The sequence below is a fragment of the Acetobacter tropicalis genome, from assembly GCF_030644465.1.
Lineage (GTDB): Bacteria > Pseudomonadota > Alphaproteobacteria > Acetobacterales > Acetobacteraceae > Acetobacter > Acetobacter tropicalis.
Genome location: NZ_JAUYUW010000001.1, coordinates 275,818 through 295,389, shown reverse-complemented (window position 1 = coordinate 295,389; position 19,572 = coordinate 275,818). Strand labels below are relative to the sequence as shown.

Sequence of the window (19,572 nt, the reverse complement as noted above, 5' to 3'; positions counted from 1 at the left end):
GCAGGCAGGGATACGGGGCGCGCAGCGTGACTCAACAGGCAGGAGGGCTGGCATAATATGGCGATCGAGCCTGGCTTTCTGGACGAACTGCGTGCGCGTACCCCTCTGACATCCGTTATCGGGCGGCGGGTCAAACTTGTTCGCTCCGGCAAGAACTGGAAGGGCTGCTGCCCCTTCCATGGTGAAAAAACGCCATCGTTCTATGTGTATGATGATCACTTCCACTGCTTTGGTTGTGGCGTGCATGGAGATGTGATCTCCTTTGTCATGCAGATGGAGGGCAAGAACTTTCCCGAAGCGGTTGAGGAACTTGCGACCTCGGCCGGGATGGAAGTGCCCAAAGATACCCGCCGTTCTCACGAGGAGGTGGCGCGCAGCCAGTCTCTGGAAGATGTGCTGGCGCAGACGCAGGCGATCTGGTCCAGCGCATTATATGCTCCTGCGGGCAAGGTGGGGCTGGACTATCTGCTGGGGCGCGGCCTGACACGCCAGACCATTGAGGATTTCGGGCTGGGCTGGGCGGGTGATGGTCGTGGGGGCCTGAGTGCGGCGCTGGCGGCCAAAAACATCACCCCCCAGATGATGGCGGAAGCCGGCCTGATGCGGCTGGATGATGAGGGGCGACCAAAGGGCGAACTGTTCTGGGGGCGGGTGACCTTTCCCATTCGGGACAGGAAGGGGCGGCTTGTTTCCTTCGGGGGGCGTATTCTTGGCGATGGTCAGCCCAAATATCTGAATGGGCCGGAAACAGCTCTGTTTTCCAAGCGGCGTCTGCTGTTTGGTCTGGACAAGGCACGGGCCGCCGTCAGGGCGCCTCATCCCAAAGGCACACCTCCCACTGATCTGATTGTGGTGGAAGGGTACATGGACGTGATCGGCCTTCATCAGGCCGGATTCAGGGGAGCCGTCGCGCCGTTGGGAACCGCCCTGACCCCCGAACAGTTAGAGGTTTTATGGCAGGTCGATCGGGCACCCATCCTGTGTTTTGATGGGGATGCGGCGGGGCGGCGCGCAGCAGCGCGCGCGGCTGAGGTGGCGCTGCCTTTGCTGAAAGCCGATCATACCCTCCGGGTATGTCTGTTGCCAGAGGGTGAAGACCCGGACAGTCTGGTGCGTAGCCGGGGTCAGCAGGTGGTGGGGGAAATGTTCGCCACGGCCGCGTCTCTGGCGGATGTGCTGTTTGATCTCTTGGCCGGGGGTATCAGCAACCCGGGGCCGGAAGAGCGGGCGGCTCTGCGCCACAAATTGGTTGAGGCGGCTGGCCTGATACCGGACAAGGCTCTGGCGTCCGAATACCGTTCGACTCTGCTGGACCGTTTTTTCGAGACGTTCCGGCGCAGGAAGGGGAAGGGTGGAGGTGGGGCATTTACCCCGGCGGCGCGGCCAAGTATCGGTGACGGAAAGCCGGTGGTGCTGGATGCCATGCAGGAACGGCAGCGTATCCTGCTGGCGTTGCTCCTCCGTTATCCGGAAGTTGTGCCGGAGGTGGAAGATGCTCTATGCCGCCTGAGTCTCCCTGATGCCTTCTCCGAGGTGCGGGGACTCCTGCTTGATCTCTCGGCCGAGGGAGCATTGCCGGAGACAGGCGAGGCTCTTCTTTCGGCCCTTGAGGGGGAGGAGGAAGAAGAGATGGTGCAGCAGGTGTTGAGGGGAGGTCCGCTTCCGCTTTCATTTGAGGAAAAGGACTCTTCTCTGGCTGTGGCGGTGAGAACACAGTGGTGGCATTTTTACGGTTTGCTGAATTTTTCTCAATTCCAGCAGGAGGTTGAGCAGGAAGTGGCCCGCTTCTGGCAGAAGGGCGGAGATTCGGCGGAATGGAAACGATTACAGCCCCGTCTTGAGGCGCTGGCACGCCTCAAACGAGGCGAAATGGAAGAGCATGGGCTCTAGGGCGCAGGAACATTCAGGGAGTGTTCCCCTTGACTTCGGAGGCAGGATATCCCACGTCCTGCCCGCCCTGGAAAACTGAACAGTATGTATGGTGAGCTGGTCGTTCTGCATTCCTGTCAGAATGCAGGCGGGGAGGGAGCAGGTCTGGCATGGCGACAAAAACGGCATCAGGTAACGTAGCGCAGGCAGAGCAGGATGGTGACACCACCCTGCTTGATACGCAGTCTGCCGCGGTCAAGAAACTGATCGCGAAAGGGCGCGAGCACGGGTGCATCACGTTTGATGAACTGAATGCTGTCCTACCGCAGGACAAGATGTCTTCAGAGCAGATTGAAGATATCATGGCCATGCTCTCCGAAATGGGCATTCAGGTGGTGGAAAGCGAGGAAGGCGAAGACGCTGAAACCGCCAAGGCAAATACTGCTGAAGGCGAGGAAGCGGCTGAAGAAGACGCCGAAGAAGCGGAAACCCCGACAGGGAACGTCAACGCCGAGAATCTGGGCCGCACGGATGATCCTGTGCGGATGTATCTGCGCGAGATGGGCACCGTTGAGCTGCTCTCCCGCGAAGGCGAAATTGCGATTGCCAAACGGATTGAGGCTGGCCGCGATGAAATGATTGGTGGGCTGTGCGAAAGCCCGCTGACGTTCCGCGCCATCATCTCCTGGCATGAGATGATCCGTAACAATGAAATGCTGCTGCGTGACATTGTGGATCTGGAAGCCATGCAGTCTGGCGGCAACCCGCCCGGCGAAGGTGAGGAAGGTTTCGAGAGCGACGACTCGGAAGAATCTGACGAGGCGGAAGCAGAAACTGAAACCGAAGGCGAAGTAGAAGGTGAGGGCAGCGGTCTCTCCTTGTCTGCGCTGGAAGAAAAACTGAAGCCTGAAATCCTCGCGCATTTCGAAGAAATTGAACCGCTCTACGAAAAACTGCGTCAGTTGCAGGTGCAGCGCATTGAAGCGCTGACCGCAGGTGAAGCTGTGGAAGACCAGTCCGAGCTGGTTTATGCCCAGTTGCGTGATGAACTGGTGGGCAAGGTGGAGCAGGTTCATCTGCACAACAACCGGATTGAAGATCTGGTGATGCAGCTGAAAGAGATGTTCCGGAGCCTGAATGTTCTGGAAGGCCGCATGCTGCGTCTGGCAGAAAGCTGCCGCGTCTCCCGCGAGGACTTCCTGCTCAAGTATCGCGGGCGCGAACTTGATCCCTCATGGATGGATATGGTCTCCGCACTGCCGGGCAAATCCTGGAAAAACTTTGTCGCCAAGCATAGCGACACCGTGGTGGACCTGCGTAATCAGGTTGCCCAGCTTGCGCAGGATACGGGCCTGCCCATTGGCGAGTTCCGCCGCGTCTATGCAACGGTGGCCCGTGGTGAACGTGATTCTGCGCGCGCCAAGAAGGAAATGATTGAAGCCAACCTGCGGTTGGTGATCTCCATTGCCAAGAAATACACCAATCGCGGCTTGCAGTTCCTTGACCTGATTCAGGAAGGCAATATCGGCCTGATGAAGGCGGTGGATAAATTTGAATACCGCCGTGGCTACAAGTTCTCCACCTATGCCACATGGTGGATTCGTCAGGCCATCACCCGTTCCATTGCTGATCAGGCGCGCACCATCCGTATTCCGGTGCATATGATCGAAACCATCAACAAGCTGGTGCGGACGTCCCGCCAGATGCTGCATGAGATTGGTCGGGAACCTGCGCCGGAAGAACTGGCTGAAAAGCTGGGTATGCCGCTTGAAAAAGTGCGCAAGGTGCTGAAGATCGCCAAGGAGCCGATCTCTCTTGAAACCCCGATCGGGGATGAAGAAGACAGCCACCTGGGTGACTTCATTGAGGACAAGACGGCTGTTATTCCGCTGGATGCAGCTATTCAGACCAACCTGCGTGAAGCCACAACCCGCGTTCTGGCCTCCCTTACCCCGCGTGAAGAGCGTGTGCTGCGCATGCGTTTCGGGATTGGCATGAACACGGACCACACGCTGGAAGAAGTTGGCCAGCAGTTCAACGTGACGCGTGAACGTATCCGTCAGATTGAAGCCAAGGCCCTGCGTAAACTCAAACACCCGAGCCGCAGCCGCAAGCTGCGTTCCTTCCTGGATGATAACTAAGATCAAAATTACGCCGCTTGAACCCGTAACCCGCATGAAGGTGACCGTCACCTTCATGCAGATGACCAGCCCTCCGCGTGGGACGCCCCTTTCCCTGCCGGAGGGCTGGTTCATTGAGGACGATGTAAAGCCCACCATTGCAGAATACCGCATGCTTCAGGACCGTGTGGGGCGGGACTATTGCTGGTGGATGCGGCAGGCGGCTTCTGATGCCACCTTGGGCACATTTCTGGCGACGGCTCCTGTGCAGATCGGTCTTTTGCGCCAGGGCGAGGCCGTTCGGGGTTTTTTCGAACTCGATCTGACCAACCCGCTTGATATCAACCTTGTCTATTTCGGCCTGTTTCCTGATGCGGTCGGGCACGGGGTAGGGCGTGCCTTTCTGGATTCCGTTGTGCGGAAGGCCTGGGGGCAAGGGACGCTCACGTTGCGGGTAAATACCTGCACGGCAGACCATCCACGCGCTTTGCCGCTGTATCAACAGGCTGGTTTTGTGATTGTGCGGGCGGTGGAAGAAGTGTGGGATGTGCCGCAACGCCTTGGTCTGACCATTCCGGAAAAATTTCTGGTCTGAATTCCTTGCTATTTTGCGTGGAATGTGGTTAGCACGCCATCTTCCCTGCCGGATGCGTGGCATCGCACCGGCTATACCCGTGCTTTTGTAAAAGGAAGCGCTGCCTGCCGGAATGGTTCGGCGCAGTCGGGTTGACCTTATCCGAAGGGAGACACAATGCCGCTTTATGAAACCGTGCTGATTGCGCGGAATGACATTTCCCAGCAGCAGGTTGATGCCATTGTTGATGGCATCGTCGCTCAGATCGAAACCGACGGTGGTAGCGTTCAGAAGCGCGAATACTGGGGTCTGCGTACTCTGGCTTACCGTATCAAGAAGAACCGTAAGGGCCATTACGTGCTGCTCGGTCTGGATACGAAGTCTGAAACGCTCAAGGAAGTCGAGCGCCAGCTTTCCATCAATGAAGACATTCTGCGTCTGCTGACGCTGCGTGTTGAAGAAATTGACGAAGCACCGTCCCCGATCCTGTCCCGCAAGGGCGATGATCGTGGCGAACGCGGTGGCTTCCGTGGGCCCAAGCCCGCCGGACGCTTTGAAAGCGGCCGTGGCCGTCGTTCTTCCGAAGACCGTGAAGAATACCGCGCCCGTGATGAAAAAGCAGCCGATACGGCTGGCAACGAAGCGGAGTGATGCAGCATGTCTGACACGATGGAAATCAATCCCGCCGCCCGCCGCCCGGCTGTAGGCGCCCGTCGCCCGTTCTACCGTCGCCGCAAGTCCTGCCCGTTCTCCGGCCCGAACGCGCCGAAGATCGACTACAAGGACGTGCGTCTGCTGAGCCGTTTCCTGTCCGAACGTGGCAAGATCGTGCCCAGCCGTATTACGGCCGTTTCCGCAAAGAAGCAGCGTGAGCTGGCACAGGCTATCAAGCGTGCCCGTTTCCTGGCCCTGCTTCCCTACGTGATGAGCTGAGAGGGACGAGATCATGGCTGCTACAGAAGTGATCCTGCTTCAGCGCGTTGAACATCTGGGACAGATGGGCGATGTGGTGAAGGTTCGTCCGGGTTATGCCCGTAATTTCCTGCTGCCGCAGGGCAAGGCCATTCGTGCAAACGAAGCCAACCGTTCACGCTTCGACCGTGAACGCGCCCAGCTTGAAGCACAGAACATCAAACGTCGTGAAGAAGCCGAGCGTCTTTCCGAACGTATGGATGGTCTGGCAGTGATCCTGATCCGTCAGGCTGGTGACAGCGGCAGCCTGTATGGCTCCGTTTCTCCGCGTGATGTGGCTGAAGCTGTTACGGAAGCTGGTTTCACCATCTCCCGTCAGCAGGTTTCCCTGGCTCATCCGATCAAGTCTCTTGGTCTGTATGAAGTGAAGGTTTCCCTGCATCCGGAAGTCACCGTGCCGGTTATCGTCAACGTTGCCCGTTCTACTGAAGAAGCTGAACGTCAGGCACGTGGCGAAGCGACCAGCGTGGAAGAAGAAGCCGAACTGGCTGGCGATGAAGCCGTTATTGAAGGCGAAATCGTCACTGACGAAGCTGAAGTTGCTGCAGAAGAAAAAAATACGGTTGCTTAATCGTTTTTTTTCTTGTTGCTGACAGGAAAGAGGGTCCGGAAGTAATTTCCGGACCCTTTTTTTTGGCTTATGGTGCCCCGAAAATTGGGCATGAAGGAGCCAGCACGGATGAACCGACTTCTTGACCGGATCTTGCGGCATTTTATCTCGTCCGGCCGCCTGCACGTGGCGTGGCCAGATGGGGCGCAGACTGTGTATGAAGGCAGCAAACCAGGGCCGGAAGCCGGTATGGAGCTACTTGATTCGGCCAGTGCAAGGGCTTTGGCGCTCAACCCAGGGCTTGCCTTTGGCGAGGGGTATATGAATGGCGGCATTCGCCCAAAGGGATGCACGCTGTATCAGCTTCTTGATCTGCTGATGCTCAACGCCATGTCTCCCGGCCATCTGCCGGAGCAGATTGCAGCAAGCTTCCGCTATGCCTGCCGTGGCTGGATTCAGTTCAATCCCGTCAAGCGCGCCCGCCAGAATGTTGCCCATCATTATGACCTTGATAGCCGGTTGTATGATCTGTTTCTGGATAAGGATAAGCAGTACTCCTGCGCCTATTTCCGCCGTGGGGACGAGACACTGGATGAAGCGCAGGAAGCCAAGAAGCGGCATATTGCGTCCAAGCTGCTGCTAAAGCCCGGCATGGAAGTGCTGGATATCGGGTGCGGCTGGGGCGGCATGGGCCTTACGCTGGCGCGGGATTACGGTGCCATTGTCACCGGCATCACGCTTTCCGAGGAGCAGTTGACCATTGCCCGCCAGCGTGCGCGCGATGAAGGGCTGGAAGGGCGCGTGCGCTTTGAGATGCTGGATTACCGTAATCTGCATCGCCGGTTTGACCGTATTGTCTCCGTAGGCATGTTTGAGCACGTGGGCGTGCGTCACTACGGCGAATTTTTTGATATTCTGAAAAACAGCCTTGTGGATGATGGGGTGGCTCTTGTGCATTCCATTGGGCGGAATGACGGGCCGGGCACGACAAACCCCTGGATCAACAAATACATTTTCCCCGGTGGCTATTCTCCTTCCCTAAGCGAGGTTTTTACCGCCGTTGAGAAATCAGGCTTGTGGGTCACGGATTGTGAAATCCTGCGCCTGCATTATGCAAAGACCATTGCCATCTGGCGGGAGCGGTTTGCGGCCAACCGGGCGCGGGCCGTGGCACTGTATGATGAGCGTTTTGCGCGGATGTTTGAATTCTATCTGGATGCGGCGGAACTTTCCTTCCGGGTTCAGGGGCATATGAATTTTCAGCTACAGATTTCACCGGGCATTGATGCCGTGCCTCTGACACGGGATTATATGGTCGAAGCCGAAGGGCCTGTGTCCCAATAGGGCGATTCTTCTTCTACCAAAGGCGGATGAGGGATGACTCTTATCCGCCTCATGGGAGTGGTCAGAGGAAAATCACCTGAGTGGAGACTTTTGAAACAACCTCTGGGCATCTGGGTCATGCCTCTTGTGCTCTACATGATGGACGAATTCCTGCCCATACGGGCTGGTATCAACCGACCAAATATTTTCTGCTTTCGACGAGATGCCCCTCCGCGCCCTGCCTCAATAGGTTTCTGACATTGTGAGGCGAGGGAATGAGTTTTGCGCGGCAACGCAGGTTCGCCCTGTGTGGGGCAAGGATGCAGACAACCCTGTTTCGCTTTTGAAACGCTGCTTTCAGGTCCAAGGGCAGTGCTCAGGAACCCTTCGTGCCTAAATAGATGAGCCCTGCGGTATATCAGAGCTCTCTAAGTGACTTTTTTAACACCAGCTTTTTGAGACGCAGCAAGGCAGCGTCAGACTTGGCGGGACAGGGCCAGGTGCGCTTTGGCGAGGTGATCGAATTCAGCCACGCTCAGCGTTTCAGCCCGACGGGTGCCATCAATGCCTGTTTCGGCCAGAAGTCGTTCCCCTTGCAGGCTTTTCAGGGAACCACGCAGCATTTTTCGGCGCTGTCCGAATGCTGCGGCTGTTACCCGCTCCATCGCCTTGAACAAGGCGGGCTCAGGCTGCTCTGGATGGGGAATGATGTTTGCCACGGCAGACCACACGGCTGGCGGCGGGGAAAACGCGCCTGGCGGCAGCTTCATGACAATGGCGCATTGTGCGCACCATTGGGCCAGCACCCCCAGACGACCATAATGCTCGCTGCCCGGAAGGGCGCAGATGCGTTCTGCCACTTCCAACTGGAACATCAGTGTCAGACGTTCCCACGCGGTTCCCTGACGCAGCCAGCCAATAAGAAGCGGGGTGGCAACATTGTAGGGCAGGTTAGCGACAATATGGCGGGGTGCCGGGCACAGGCGTGTCAGATCCTGCTTCAGGGCGTCCGCTTCCACGACGGTGAGCCGATCGGGGAAGTGAGTGGCGAGTTCCGTGATGACCTTTACGGCGCGGGTATCAAGTTCCACCGCGGTGACAGATGCTGCGGGCGTGGCTAGCAGAGCGCGGGTCAGGCCACCGGGGCCGGGGCCAACTTCCACCACATGCCGCCCATCCAGCTTGCCAGCCAGAGAGGCGATACGGGTTGTGATATCGGGATCAAGCAGAAAGTGCTGGCCAAGAGCCTTGCGCGCATCCAGTCCGTGCCGGCTGATAACATCACGCAGGCTCTCAAGGGCAGGGAACAGGGTCTTAAACTCCCCGGGGCTTGCCGTGCACATCCACAATCATGGCGCGACGGTGCAGATCACTATCAAGCTGGCGGGCTGTCTGCTCCACACGTTCGTTCATGAGCTGATCCGCAATTTCACTGGGGGGACGGTCAGCAAAGTTTTTTTCTTTTTTAGAACACACCATGATCATGTCGATCCCGTCAGTTGACACCAGAGGACGGGAGAGCTTGTTCAAGGGCAGGGAAAGCATCAGATCCCGCATCTGAGGGTTCAGGCGTTCAAGCTGAAGTTCGCCGGGGTCTGTTGGGCGTTTTTCACCATACTGCTTGTTGATGGCTTCAACTTCGGCGCAGGAGGAGGCCGTCTGCATATAGTGCATGGCCTTTTGCAGGGTCTGCTGCTGCTGGGGCGTAACCTGTGCGGGGTTGAGGGGAGTGTCAAACGGCAGGAAAGCCTGCCGGATAGTGGCTACATGGCCGGGCTGATGCCCGATAACGCGCTTGCCGTTTACGCTGATAATCACAAAGCCACCGGGTACCGTAATGGGGTTGGAAATAGCTCCTACGCCAACCGGCATCTGCTTGACCATGGCCACCACGGAAGGATCAAGCTCATCTTCCTGCACCCAGCCCATGGAGCCGCCATCCAGTGCTGTCTGGCTTTCAGAGAACTGTGCGGCCACAATCGGGAAAGGCGCACCTTTGCGGAGTTCCTGAATAACGGTGTTGGTAAACGCCAGTTCTTCTTCCGCGTGCCGGGGGTCTTCCACGCGGACAAAGATTTCGCTCAGATTGTATTCAATCCGGCCATCTTCGCGTTTCAGGGCTTCTTCACGCTGGGCAATTTCGCGCGCAGAAACACGGCCTCGGCCTCCCAGTTCCTGCCGCAGCACCTGAACCCAGCCAATCTGCACCCGGATCTGATCAATCAAGGTGGTTAGAGAAACACCGTCTTCCGCCAGTTTGTTCCGTAGGGCGTTTTCCGGCATGCCATTGCGCCGCTCAATACCAGCAATGGCTGCGGCAATCTGTTCTGGCGCCACGTTGATATGGCGGCTGAGAATTTCCTGCGTGCGCAGGCGCTCATCAATCAACTGGCGGATAATCTGGGGCCGGAGACGGTCCATCAGCTCCGCATTGACCGGCAGGCCCGTGGAAAGCGCAAACAGTTTGCCACGGTTATCAACATCCCGCTTGGTAAGGGGAATGCCGTTGATAACCCTGATGATCATGTCGTCAGGCTCAGGGGCGGCAGGCTGTTTTGCAACAGCTTTCTCTTGCGTGGCAGTGTGATGGTGCGTGGCTGCCTGGGCAGCGCCACCAAAAACAGGAACAGTCAGCGCGGCAAGAGAGCACGCCAAGGTGAGAGAGCGCAGACGCATGCGGAACAGTCTTTCAGCTTTCTGCCGGAAAAGGAACACAGTTTCTGATAGCGGAGAGAGCACGGTTTTTGAAGCAGTTCTTATTTCAGGCCGAACGCCCCAAGCGTTTTAAGGCTGACTGTAAACAGATAGGTGGAGTTACGCTGCTGGCCGCCAATGGAGGTGTATTGTTTGAGATACATGAAATCAATGCCGAAGCAGTCATTATTGTATCCAATATCTCCGCCCAGAGAAACAAACTCTTTCCGGGAGAGGCTGCGCCGCGCAAAGCCGGACAGATGCCAGTTTGCCCAGTCGGAAGAGAAGCCGCCGCTCAGTTCGCTGGTTTTGACGTAGTAGAGTGAGGGCGGATTATATTCGCGGTAATTGGTGGCGTAGTAGTAATAGGGCGTAACCGGCTCATACACATAGCCACCGCGAATACGGAAATGCGGCACGCCAGCGCTGAATAATGCATCACCAAAGTTGATTTTGGTGGTGTAGGGATCAAGACGCATACGGGCGTTGAAATCAAAATACTGGTTGGGTGAGACACGCGCCCGCATCACGAGATCAGACGCATGGTGCTCCAGGCCCGAATAGGGAATGCGGTCATGCGTGATGTGCTCCTGAAAGCTCTCTCCGGCCAACAGATCCACTTCATGGCCGTCCCATGTCCAGTTGGCGTGGATACCCACATTGCCGCGCAGGCCGCCATCCAGCCGGTCCGTGCCCTGATAGCGGTTGAGCGCGAACAGGGTGGAATCCGTGAATTCGTAAGCCATACTGTCTTCGTTGGGGATGAGATCATTCGCGCCAGCCCCCGTGTTAGGCGCGTAAATCCCTTGCACGATAGGTTCGATAATCTGAGAGCCTCGTCCATGTTCAAAGGTGCGGACAAACGGCCAGTTGGTCTTGAGGGCGATGGTCGGCAGAACCTGCCCGCTGGTGAGGCTTTTATTGTGCTGGTAATAGTTGGGCTGCTGGTAGAGCTTGCGGGCCCGATAGACCATGGAATCCACATGCAGCGTGAGCAGGAACTGCTGGCCCAGCCGGTTACGGAAGGGGCGGTCCCAATTAAGCGCCATCTGGCCACGGATGTCCGACGTGCCGTTGTCACGCTTCACGTTGAAGTCCGTGGTGGACATGCCAAAGCGGCCACCCCATGCATCGGGCTGGCTCAGGAAACTGTAGGTATAACGGGGCAGCACGAACGGTAGATCGGTGTTGCGGATAACACCCTGGTTCAGGCCCTGATAGAACTGGGCATCCACGCGGCTGTAGGAGCCGGTGCCAAAACCTTCAAGATAGGCGTTGGAATTCAGGGTATCAGACCCATACCCCTGAATACGGTAATCGCGCATGTAGTCGGCTGACGTGGCCACGTTTATGTTGGCCCCGGCACGCCAGTATTTGTTGATGGCAAACTGCGCATTGGCAAACAGATAGCCCTGTATGCCGTGGCCACCGCCGCCTTCAACATCGTGCCCGAAATCGTTGGTGTAAGAATCGGCGCGATGGGTGTCATACGCCAGACCGCCCTGAATGTTCAGGGAGCCAAAGTTGAAACGGTTACGATACTGCGCGCTGATCTGCGGGCCGGTTCTGGTAGAGAACAGCCCCTGCACCGTGACATCGGATTGATCATCAAGCACCCAGTAATAGGGGATGGTGAAATATGTGCCCAAATAACGGTCATGCGGGGTGATGCCCGGCATGAGGAAGCCGCTGTGCCGTTTGGCGGAGGGGTCCGTCATGGAGAAGTAAGGCAGATACAGAACCGGAATGCCCAGAATATCCAGATAGGCATCCCGGAAATCAATTTTCTGGTGTTCCAGATCCTGCGTGGCGTCAAAGGCTCGGAACTGCCAGAACGGCGCGCGTGTCTTGTCTTTTTCGCAGATTTCACAGGCTGTATAGACAGCGCGGCTCATGTCATTGAGCTTGCCGCCCGTGCGGCGCATGCCGTTGGCGGCCAGCTTGGCGTTTTCCGGCAGAACAGCGTGGACATGCTGCATGATACCATCGCGCATGTTGCCGCTGAGTTCGGCATAATGGGCGTACAGCACGGAGCCATCCGGCTGCACTGTCGCAACGTTACCGCGTGCGGCCACAACGCCTGTATCACGGTCAAAGACAATCTTGTCCGCCCGCATTACATGATCGCCCTGCCAAACCTGCACGTTGCCGGTCCAGGTGACGGTGTGCTCGTTATCATCATAATCCACCTTGTCGGCCTGAAAGGTGGCGGGATCATTAGAGGATGTTGTGCGGCCCGTGTTCAGATGCATGGGCTGGGGCCGGAACTGGGCGTGCGCCGCCCGCGGCGGTTCGAGCACCGCGTATGCAGCCACGCTGCCCAGTGCCGTAGCGGCAGCCAGAGCATGCCTGCGGCGTAGCCGCCGGTTGCGGGAAGGCCGATAGGCCACGGTCAATCAGCCATCCTCCAGATGAAGTAACAACGAAATAGCAAGACACAACCCGGCGACTGTGGGGGCCCAGGCCGCAAGAACGGGCGGAAGGGCACCTGAGTTACCAAACTGCTCTGCAACTTTTGATACTGTGAAAAGCAGAAATCCTGCCGCAACGCCAGACCCGATCATCTGCGCAACGCCACCTCGGCGGGTGGGCCGCATGGAAAAACCGGCGGCAACCAGCGCCATTGTGCCTGCCAGCATGGGCAGCGCCAGGAGGGACTGGAAGTGAATTCTATGTCGGATTGAGGAAAAACCTGAGCGGTCCAGCAGCTTGATAAAGCTGGGGAGCGCCCAGATGGAGAGGGTCTCGGGTGAGGAGAAACTTTCCTGCACGCGGCTGACGGTCAGATCCGTGGGCAGATTAAATTGCCCGACAGAGCGGAGAATATCGTAAGGGCGCACGGTCTGGGCGTTCTGAAGCACCCAAGCGCGATCTCCCAGATAGCCTTCCGGAGATTCGATTCGCAGCATCAGTTTGTCATTATGATCCAGCCGGAACACGCTGATCTCACGAATGCGGATAATGTTGTCCTTGCCTAACTGCACGCCACGCGCATGGAGAATGGCCACGCCATGGGGATCATACTGCGTATCGGACTGACGCAGCCACAGGGAGCCACTGGACAGGCTGAGGGGGCCGCCGCCGGTGCGCAGATATTGCTGATCCAACTCCTCCGCGCGCCGATACATGGTCGAGGAGACAGGGGAAATAATGCCGGTGGCTGTAGCCCCAATCAGCATGGCGCAGGCAAGCGGGCCGGCCAGAAACTGCCATGCGGAAATGCCTGCCGCACGGGCCACAATCAGTTCGGAAGAGCGCGTCAAACGCCAGAAGCAGACAATGCCGCCCAGCAGGATACCAAATGGCAGAATTTCAATGGCGAAGTAAGGAACGTGCAGAGCCGCAATTTCCGTCACCACATTGGTGGAGACATCCGGCTTTGTTGCCACGCGGCGCAGGAGGTCAATGAAGTCAAAAAGACACACAATGCCTGTAAGCGAGGCGATCATGGCCAGCACGGAAAAGACGAACTGGCGCGCGATGTAGAGAGAGAGCGTAACGGAAACAACCATGATGGCGCTTTTTTCCCTCAGGCCGAACGGGTCTGGGTGCGACCAGACCGGAATTCCGCCCCGAACAGGATAGCCGAACAGACAAGTCCGGGCAGAAGGGCAACGAGGGGAATGAGCGGAATAAGCGCCATATTCCGGCTGGCAAGGTTTTGCAGCAGCAGATTGGTGGCCAGAAGCCCCACTACACTCAGCACAGCGGCAAGTGGGCGCTTGATATTTCCGTGGCGGGAGAACACGCCGCGCAGCACGGCAAACAGCCCGACCATGGCAAAGGAGAAGCAGGTAAGGGGGGATGTCAGCCTGCGCCACCCTTCCACCTTGAACTTGCCTGTATCTCGTGCGGAGACTTCCTGGGGGTTGGGGTGGAGCAGTTCGTGCAGGGACATTTCGGCGGCATCGCGGAAACGGGCGTCTTCCTGATGCGTGGAAGACAGGTCCATGGAATCCTGTTGGAACACCAGCATGTCGAGCCGCCCCGTTTTATGGTCAATCACCTGACGTGAGCCGTCATACAGCACAACACGCGGTGTGTCGTTGACGATCATCATGGTGCCGTGATTGGCCAGAATGGTGGCGCGGCGGTCAGGTTGGCGGTCATCCTGCACCACAATGCCGTGCAGCGTACCATCATGCGTGCGGGACCGGATATAGACCGTCATGACATCCGAAACCTTGGTGAACACCCCTTCCTGCAACATGAAGGCAGCCATCTTGTTGCGGATCTGGAATTCATACTGCCGGAAGGCATGATAGGAATGCGGAACAATCCACAGGTTGAGCATGAACCCTGCCAGAGTGGCCATGATGGCGCAGGCCAGCCCCGGTCGTGCCAGCGCAAAGGGGGAAAGACCGGCAGCCCGCATAACCGTTAGTTCTCGGTCTCCTGCCAGCCGCTGATACACAAACAGACTGACCACAAAGGTGGTGATGGGCAGAACGACCGCGACAAAGGAGGGGATGAGCAGGCTGGTAAGCTCGATAAACACCCGCAGAGATAACCCACGGTCCACCACCAGAGAAACAAAGCGGAGGGATTGCATGAGCCAGATAAGGGCCGCCAGCCCGCCTGTTGTTGCCAGCAGTGCGACCAGAAGCTGATGAAACACGTAGCGGTCCAGAGTAGGAACGCGGGCTTTCAGCCAGGATGAAAATGAACGGGCGGTCATGTGCCTTATCTAGCCCCTCCGGTGGCAAGGGCAACACCCCCTGACCAGGAAGATGTGCAAGGAAGGGGGGCTTTTAGAAGCGAGATAAGGCTTTAGCGTGGCGGCAGGCTGACAAAAGACCAAAAAATTATTTTCACCCTCACCACAGGGCCCCTGAGCGAGACTCTGCCGTGGGGGTGAAAAAGGCGTTTTTCAGAAATCAGAACTCTTCATACGTATCTGGATTTCCACCCAGCCGATTATTGGTGTTGAGTGTCGCAATCTCGGCCAGATCGGTGTCATCCAGAGTGAAATCGAATATTTCCAGATTGGCGCGCATGCGGTCCGGGTTACTGGATTTGGGGATCGGGATGATGTCCGACTGCGTAGCCCAGCGCAGCATGATCTGGGCCGGGTTGCGGTTATGTTTTTCGGAAATCTGGCCGATCACGGGGTTTTCCAGCAGGTCTTTACCTAAGGGGCGCCAGCCTTCTGTCTGGATATTATGGCGGGTATTGAAAGCCACCAGGTCAGGCTGTGGGAAATCAACATGGATTTCAATCTGATTGACCGCGGGAGTAACGCCGGTTTCCTGAATGATGCGTTCCAGGTGAGCCGGCTGGAAATTGGAAACACCAATAGAGCGTACCTTGCCATCCTTCTGGGCGGCAATCAGGGCTTTCCAGCTTTCTACGTATAGATCCTTTGCCGGGAGCGGCCAGTGGATGATGTAGAGGTCAACATACTCCATGTTCAGCCGTTGCAGGCTGGCGTCCAACCCGCGGAGCGCTTCGTCATATCCCTGCTCAGATCCTCGCAGTTTGGTTGTCAGGAAAATATCCTTGCGATCAATCTCTGAGGCCTGGATGGCATTGCCAACACCAGTCTCGTTCTCATAACGGGCGGCTGTATCAATCAACCGATATCCCGTCAGCAATGCCGCCTGCACGGCGGTTTCTACTTCCTGATCCTTCATGGGGTAGGTGCCAAACCCCAAGGCAGGAATTTTGTGGCCGTCATTCAATGTTAAAAGGGGTGCGGTGGGCATTACGTCTCAAACCTTTCCGAGCATGCAAAGGCTGCCCGTGCCTCAGAAAAATAAGTTCTGGGGCAAGGGGAGCATTGTTCTTGCAAACGTATATGCAGGCGTAACGTTCCAGATCAGCACTTTCCGCGAAGGGAGTGCTGATCTGGAACGCGAGAAGACCAGCCTCTTCTATGGATCAGAACAGCAGGATCACCCCAGCGGAGCCGGAATTGTCACTGTTGCGGTTGGGGCCGTGGGCAGCGGATTCCGTATGGGCGAATTCACCCACCAGATTCAGCCAGTCTGTCAGGCTGTAATAAGCGGCCCCAACTTCAGACTGGTTGCGGCGCACCAGTTCCGTGCTGTTTTCGCCGGGTGCCTGATACAGGTTGCTGACACCGTAGCTGCCAACCAGCTTGAATTTCTTGGTAAAGTTATACATGGCCTGCACGTAATAGCCTTCTGACGCACGCTTGCGCCCATTGGCTGCAATCCCATCAAAGAACAGGCCGGTCGTGCCCAGCCCGCTCCCCCGATAGTAATAGGCAACGCCCTGAAACCCATGATAGGTGAATTTGGTGCCAATTTCGCCTGCTTCCGCCATAGCGCCACGGCGACCGCTTCCTTCTTCTTCCAGATAAGCGCTAGTGAGGGCTTGCTGATGCTGCACCAGAAAGCTGGCCCAGATGCGGGTTTGAACGCCACCAATCTTGAAATCATACGTGCCTTTGCCTTGCACCATGGGCGACGAATGCTGCGTGGATTCCGCAGAATACCCCCCGCCGGCAAAGTTGAATTCATCCAGAGGCTGGAATACGCCCACGGAGCCCTGAAAGCCGTGATAGGTGGGGGAGACGTAGGAAATCTGCGGTATCCAGTCCGCATAGACATAACCTACGCCAATGCGCCCCAGTGATGTATTGCCCGGTGCGGCGTTGCTGCCGGTGGAACCTACGCTGAGCAGGGTCGCATCGTTCAGGATGGCGTCGCTGCCAAAAATAGCGAGGTCTCGGCCAACCTTGAATGTGCCAACGTCCTTGTTGCCGAAGGTGACGTAAACCTGTCGCAGATCGATCCCGGCCGTGCCAAGCCCAACCGGGCTACCGCCAGTATTGGCGTTGAACGCACCGTTCTTGGCGTTGTTGATGCCCGGATACATGCCCACCACGGCAGACATATCAATGCCAGACTGCGTGGTGCTCAGCTTCAGGATGAAGCCTGCGGGCAGGAGGCCGTTACGCACAGCGGAAGAGTCAAACCCGCTGGAGCCGGTGGAGACACCACCCGCCACAGGCCGTCCGCCTGCTGGGCTGTTGTACGTGTAGAAACCGTTGATAAACCCGGAGAGATTGATGTCCACCGGGCCAGCCTTGAAGGTCAGCCCCTTGCCGGGCACGTATTTTGCCACGCGCACGATACTGTTGCTGTTGAGCGCATCCTGCGTGGAGAGCATGGCCTGCTGTGCGGAGCGGGCACTGGCTTCCGCACGGTCTGCGGCCTGCTGGGCGCGCAGGCTAGCGTTGTCTTCCGCACCCGGATCAAAGCGGATGCCATCTTCATATCCTGCCTGAACCGAGTGTGTGACATGCGGCGTAACGTGATGGGCACCGCCAGAGGAGGCTGAGGTATGCACGGCATGGGCCGGACCGCTGCTCCGCTGGGCGGGGGCAGCCGTGTGACGCAGATGCTTTGAGAGCAGCGTATCGTATTCGTGCTGGGTCAGGCTGCCTTTGGCGCGCAAAATATCCAGCAGATCGCTGTAATCATCGGCCAGAGCCGCAGGAGCTTCAAAAAACGGCACGCAGGCGGAGGCAGCAAGTAAAAGAGTGTAAAAAGCGTGCTTCTTCGACGCCATGAATATCCGCTCCTTGGAATGGAACTCTCTCTGTGGAAGAAGCGGGGGGCTTGCGTCAACACCTTCATGACAGGTGTTTTTGGCGCAGGAGAGGGTTGTTTTTTCTGTATATTCAGGAGGATGGCGCTTCCCATTCGGGTGGGGAGCGCTGCGTTTTCAGAGCGCGTGATGAGCTCTTGGTCGGATCAATTGGAAGTAGGGCGGAGAACGAAATATTTAAAAACAAGGAGTTGCGAGAGTATTGTTTTGATCAAAAAATGTTATAACAGAACGAGATAATCCTGCTTTTGTTCTATAGTCTTATCAGTAATGATGAGGTGAGATATGTGCAGATTATGGATTGCCAATCTGAATAAAGTTTGAGGGCGTTCTAAAAACGCCCTTTAGCGATGGTTGCAAAGAGAAACTATCACGAAATTTTTATCTCTCTTTTAGCCCGGAATAACGCGGTGACGCACGACTTCCCCAATAATGACCAGCGTCGGGCTGATCACATTATGGGTGGTTGCAAGGTCAGGCAGCGTATCCAGCGTGCCGGTGAAGACACGTTGTTGTGGGGTTGTGCCCCGTTCCACAAGGGCAGCGGGCCAGTCACCCGGCAGGCCGTGCGTTTTCAGTTGAGTGCACAAAAAGGGCAGCATGTTCAGGCCCATGTAGATCACAACTGTCTGGCTGCGCAGGGCAATGGTTTCCCACGCCAGTTCAAGTGTTCCGTCCGCGCGGGCGTGGCCGGTAATGAACAGGCAGGCCTGCGCGCAATCACGGTGGGTAAGCGGGATGCCTGCGTAGGCTGCACATCCATTGGCAGCGGAAATGCCCGGCACAATACGGAAGGGAATACCCGCTTCCATAAGGGCTTCCATTTCTTCCCCACCACGCCCGAAAATGAACGGATCTCCGCCCTTCAGGCGCAGGACACGTTCACCAGCTTTGGCGCGGCGCACCAGTTCGTTATTGATCTCTGTCTGCGGTAAAGTGTGCCGGTTGCGGCGCTTACCCACAAAAATGCGCTCGGCATCCCGCCTGACATAATTGAGAATCTCGGGGCCGATGAGGTTGTCATACAGCACCGTATCAGCATCCTGCATCAGCCGGAGGGCGGCAAGGGTCAGCAGGTTCGGGTCACCGGGGCCAGCGCCAACCAGCCAGACTTCGCCCTTGAGCGTATGGCCATCAAGAAGGCGCTCCAGTTCCTGCTCGGCGCCAGCCATGTCACCATTGAGGGCAAGGTGGCTGCCGCGTCCGTCCAGAAAGCGCTCCCAGATTTGCCTTCTGTCTGATGAATTGGGGAGTTTGTCGCGCAAGGGCAGGCGCATGGCCTGCATGAAATCTGCCAGTCTGTGCAGCCCTGCAGGAAGAATTTCTTCAATTTTTGCCCGTAGACGGCGGGCAAGCACAGGGGCCGCACCCCCTGTTGAGACAGCAACCTGCACCGCGCCGCGGAGGGTAAGGGCAGGCGTAATGAAGCTGGAAACGCCGGGGTCATCCACTGCACAGACTGGCACATTGGCTTGCTGGCACAGTGCTGCCACTGCCCGGTTCAGCCCGGTATCATTGGTGGCGACATACACAAGCCGGCAACCGGGCAGGCGCCCGGCCATATCTGCTGGCGTAACATCCATCTGTATGTGCGTGATCGCGCCGTCTTCAGCCAGAGTCTGAAGTTCCGGGCTGAGGGTGGGGGAGAGGACTTCCACCTTTGCCCCGGTAGGAACAAGGAGCTGTACCTTGTTGGCCGCGACATTCCCGCCGCCGACCACAAGCACGCGCGCGCCCTCCAGATGGAGGACAACAGGGAACCAGCCAGATTTCTGTGAGGGAGGTTGCATAAAATAAGGAGCAAGCAGTCTTCACGCCCGGATGCAAGAGTGCGTTTTCTCCGTAAGCGCACTTTTTTCATTTTTCTGCACGTCTGGAGGGCTCTTGCCATG

At 57.2% G+C, this 19,572-nt stretch carries 15 protein-coding genes; 7 read left to right on the top strand and 8 right to left on the bottom strand.

Going from position 1 to position 19,572, the window contains the following annotated elements; all coding sequences use genetic code 11:
* The first annotated feature begins 57 nt into the window (after nt 1-57).
* The 7 genes from dnaG (at nt 58) to QWU00_RS01330 (ending at nt 7,429) form a co-directional block, all read left to right on the top strand.
* The gene (gene dnaG / locus QWU00_RS01360) at nt 58-1,890 is read left to right on the top strand and encodes a DNA primase (protein WP_035377747.1); all 1,833 of its coding nucleotides are present in this window, start codon (nt 58-60) and stop codon (nt 1,888-1,890) included.
* Nucleotides 1,891-2,039: 149 nt separating this feature from the next.
* Nucleotides 2,040-4,010, top strand: coding sequence for an RNA polymerase sigma factor RpoD (gene rpoD, locus QWU00_RS01355; protein WP_035377750.1), 1,971 nt, complete (start codon nt 2,040-2,042; stop codon nt 4,008-4,010).
* The gene (locus QWU00_RS01350) at nt 4,000-4,584 is read left to right on the top strand and encodes a GNAT family N-acetyltransferase (protein WP_035377752.1); all 585 of its coding nucleotides are present in this window, start codon (nt 4,000-4,002) and stop codon (nt 4,582-4,584) included. The genes rpoD and QWU00_RS01350 overlap by 11 nt, the downstream gene beginning before the upstream one ends.
* A 156-nt stretch (nt 4,585-4,740) precedes the next feature.
* Nucleotides 4,741-5,214 carry a 30S ribosomal protein S6 gene (gene rpsF / locus QWU00_RS01345; protein ID WP_006557019.1) on the top strand — a complete coding sequence of 158 codons (474 nt, stop codon included), beginning with the start codon at nt 4,741-4,743 and terminating at the stop codon, nt 5,212-5,214.
* Nucleotides 5,215-5,220: 6 nt separating this feature from the next.
* On the top strand, nt 5,221-5,496 hold the full coding sequence (gene rpsR, locus QWU00_RS01340) for a 30S ribosomal protein S18 (RefSeq protein ID WP_006557020.1): 276 nt from the start codon (nt 5,221-5,223) through the stop codon (nt 5,494-5,496).
* Between the two features lie 13 nt (nt 5,497-5,509).
* On the top strand, nt 5,510-6,106 hold the full coding sequence (rplI, locus tag QWU00_RS01335) for a 50S ribosomal protein L9 (protein WP_035377755.1): 597 nt from the start codon (nt 5,510-5,512) through the stop codon (nt 6,104-6,106).
* A gap of 108 nt (nt 6,107-6,214) precedes the next feature.
* On the top strand, nt 6,215-7,429 hold the full coding sequence (locus tag QWU00_RS01330) for an SAM-dependent methyltransferase (protein ID WP_035377757.1): 1,215 nt from the start codon (nt 6,215-6,217) through the stop codon (nt 7,427-7,429).
* Nucleotides 7,430-7,884: 455 nt separating this feature from the next.
* Here the strand turns inward: QWU00_RS01330 and rsmA are convergent, their stop codons facing one another.
* From rsmA to cysG, 8 genes are all read right to left on the bottom strand, one after another.
* Complete coding sequence (gene rsmA / locus QWU00_RS01325; RefSeq protein ID WP_052051138.1) at nt 7,885-8,751, bottom strand: 16S rRNA (adenine(1518)-N(6)/adenine(1519)-N(6))-dimethyltransferase RsmA; 867 nt, start codon at nt 8,749-8,751, stop codon at nt 7,885-7,887.
* Entirely contained in the window at nt 8,723-10,084 is a 1,362-nt protein-coding gene (locus QWU00_RS01320; protein ID WP_035377818.1) for a peptidylprolyl isomerase, read from the bottom strand. Before QWU00_RS01320 ends, rsmA begins: the two co-directional genes overlap by 29 nt.
* Before the next feature lie 80 nt (nt 10,085-10,164).
* Complete coding sequence (locus tag QWU00_RS01315) at nt 10,165-12,492, bottom strand: LPS-assembly protein LptD (RefSeq protein ID WP_035377820.1); 2,328 nt, start codon at nt 12,490-12,492, stop codon at nt 10,165-10,167.
* A gap of 6 nt (nt 12,493-12,498) precedes the next feature.
* Nucleotides 12,499-13,614 carry an LPS export ABC transporter permease LptG gene (lptG, locus tag QWU00_RS01310; protein ID WP_035377759.1) on the bottom strand — a complete coding sequence of 372 codons (1,116 nt, stop codon included), beginning with the start codon at nt 13,612-13,614 and terminating at the stop codon, nt 12,499-12,501.
* Nucleotides 13,615-13,631: 17 nt separating this feature from the next.
* Nucleotides 13,632-14,780 carry an LPS export ABC transporter permease LptF gene (gene lptF, locus QWU00_RS01305; RefSeq protein ID WP_045542857.1) on the bottom strand — a complete coding sequence of 383 codons (1,149 nt, stop codon included), beginning with the start codon at nt 14,778-14,780 and terminating at the stop codon, nt 13,632-13,634.
* A gap of 199 nt (nt 14,781-14,979) precedes the next feature.
* The gene (locus QWU00_RS01300; protein WP_035377763.1) at nt 14,980-15,807 is read right to left on the bottom strand and encodes an aldo/keto reductase; all 828 of its coding nucleotides are present in this window, start codon (nt 15,805-15,807) and stop codon (nt 14,980-14,982) included.
* 175 nt (nt 15,808-15,982) lie between these two features.
* Complete coding sequence (locus QWU00_RS01295; protein WP_035377765.1) at nt 15,983-17,641, bottom strand: porin; 1,659 nt, start codon at nt 17,639-17,641, stop codon at nt 15,983-15,985.
* 431 nt (nt 17,642-18,072) lie between these two features.
* The gene (gene cysG, locus QWU00_RS01290) at nt 18,073-19,470 is read right to left on the bottom strand and encodes a siroheme synthase CysG (protein WP_006557032.1); all 1,398 of its coding nucleotides are present in this window, start codon (nt 19,468-19,470) and stop codon (nt 18,073-18,075) included.
* Nucleotides 19,471-19,572 lie beyond the last annotated feature (102 nt).